Below are 2,521 nucleotides of genomic sequence, written 5' to 3' on the forward strand. Positions count from 1 at the left end.
GAGGTCAGTGGTTGTTCAGCACCGTCTCGACACCGTGCTGCACCAGCAGTTCGGCGTTCAGACCCGAATGGTAGAAGACGTCATACTCGATGCCATCCACAGTCGTGTTGCCAGACTGTTGCGTCCAGTCGCCGATGTCCTCCCCGTCCGGCAACAGATCAGACAGCTCGACCCTGTCGCCCGCATCGCCCTTGACCATCACCTGCGTGCGGCCGTCAGCAATGAACAGGTCCTTGCCGCCCTGCTCGAGCACATCGCCCAGCGACAGCTTGAGCGTGTTGTTACCCGTGCCGGTGATGTCGAACACCTCGACCGACGACAACTTCTCCCCAACGTTCGCCAGATCCAGAACCAGACCTGAACCCATCAGTGCTGAACCCATCAGTGTCAATGTGTCCACGCCACTTTCAGTGTGAATATCACCATCCACACCAGCGGAAGGCTCGATGCCCTGAAGCCCGGAAACCGTATCCGGGTTTCCAGTCGAGGTCTCAACTACAGGCTGATCGTCACCATCGGGTGCAGGGTCTGAATCGTTCAGTTCCTGCACACCGACGTCACTATCAACCAGGACATCTCCATCAGATGACGTGTTGATTACGGGTTGATCGTCACCGTCGAGTGCCGGGTCTGAATCATTCAGTTCCTCCACACCAAAGATGTCAACGGGGACATCTGCATCAATTGACATACCGCTTGCGGATACACCTGCATCGGTTTGGTAAGACAGATTCGACGCCTCAAAATGCTCGGTAAATCTATCGCAGTGAAGCTCCCAGCGAAGAATGCCTTGGCCCTCTGGAGCGGTGTATTCAAAATGACTAGAACCATCCACCACCAAAGGCACCTTACCTATTTGCTGATTGTTCAAGTCGTAGATCACCACAAAAAAGTGATTGCTCACGTCGATAGCCCCGAAATCGACAGAAAACGAAAGTACTTTCTCGCCTGCTGGCGGTGTCAGAGATACATACCAGATTGTTTCGTCGTTTGGCATGTGGGGGTCCGCACCTGCGTAACGAACGTACTCGTAAACACCATCTTTTAGAACCGTATCACCTGTAGGGACACTTGCCCACGTACGGGCTCCAGAAGAAGGGGTAGCAATCCCGCTCCAGTCACCATCGGGATCGGCGGAATAGCTTCCGGACAGCGATAACGAAAAGTTAAATGCATCGCTCGACTCGCTGGTGTTCCCCGCCTGGCTTGTCGCCACAGCCGTCAGTTCGTGATCGCCCTTGCTCAGTGGCGTCGGCGGCGTAAAGCTCCAGTTACCGCTGCTGTCCGCCTCCGTCGTACCCAGCAGCTTGCCGTTGTCGTACACCGACACGGTCGAGCCCGCTTGGGCCGTGCCTTGGACGGTCGGCTGCGTATCGTCGGTTTCCCCACCGCTAGCCACTGGACCCTGGATCGGACCCACGTCGTCAATCACCGCGGTAATGACTGGCGCAGGCACTGTCGTATCGATGATCACCACGTGCGGATCCGAAGGCTTGCTTTCGTTGCCCGCGGGATCACGCTCCACCACCGTGAACTCGTGCTCGCCTTCGTCCAGCGGCGTATCAGGCGTGAAGCTCCAGTTGCCGTCCTCGTCGACCTCCGTCTCGCCAATCGGCGTGCCGTTGTCGATCACGACGATCGTGTCACCCGGTTCTCCCTTGCCCACCAGCGTCGGTGTCGTGTCATCCGTGCTCTCCCCATTGCCCACCGGACCCTGAACCAGACCCACGTCGTCAATGACTTCGCCAATTTCTGGCTTGTCCGGTCCCATCGTGTAAATCCTCACATGGGTAGTCGGGCTCGGCGATGAGACGTGGCCCGCTGCGTCCGTCACCGTATAGGAGATGTCGAACGCCGTGTCCTGCCCGATCAGATCGTCTGCCGGGATCTTCACCTTGATCCCGGTGAGTACGTCGACCGCCCCCACCACGTGCTCGTAGCTCTTGCCGTTCCAGTCAATCGTGATCACGTCACCCGCGACCATGCCCGTATAGGCAGGGATCAACACCCACGTGCCATCGCTGGCCTCTGCCGCGTCGATTACACCGTCTGCCATCTCCGGTACTTCAGGTGCCTTCAGTACCAGTGCTGGCACTGTCGTATCGATGATCACCACGTGCGGCTCCGACGGCCTGCTTTCGTTGCCCGCGGGATCACGCTCCACCACCGTGAACTCGTGCTCGCCTTCGTCCAGCGGCGTATCAGGCGTGAAGCTCCAGTTGCCGTCCTCGTCGACCTCCGTCTCGCCAACCGGCGTGCCGTTGTCGATCACGACGATCGTGTCACCCGGTTCGCCCTTGCCCACCAGCGTCGGCGTCGTGTCGTCCGTGCTCTCGCCATTGCCCACCGGTCCCTGGATCGGACCTTCGTCGTCAATCACTTCGTCAATGACCGGCTGGTCCGGCGCAGTCGTGTCCACGATCACCACGTGCGGCTCCGAGGGCCTGCTTTCGTTGCCCGCGGGATCACGCTCCACCACCGTGAACTCGTGCTCGCCTTCGTCCAGCGGCGTATCAGGCGT

At 59.1% G+C, this 2,521-nt stretch carries 1 protein-coding gene; it reads right to left on the reverse strand.

Annotation, left to right across the window (positions count from 1 at the left end; translation table 11 throughout):
- Positions 1-4: 4 nt before the first annotated feature.
- The coding region (locus HDG34_RS38530; protein WP_260321484.1) for an Ig-like domain-containing protein at positions 5-2,521 on the reverse strand (2,517 nt) is incomplete at its 5' end.

The sequence above is a fragment of the Paraburkholderia sp. HC6.4b genome (assembly GCF_014200875.1).
Classification (GTDB): domain Bacteria; phylum Pseudomonadota; class Gammaproteobacteria; order Burkholderiales; family Burkholderiaceae; genus Paraburkholderia; species Paraburkholderia tuberum.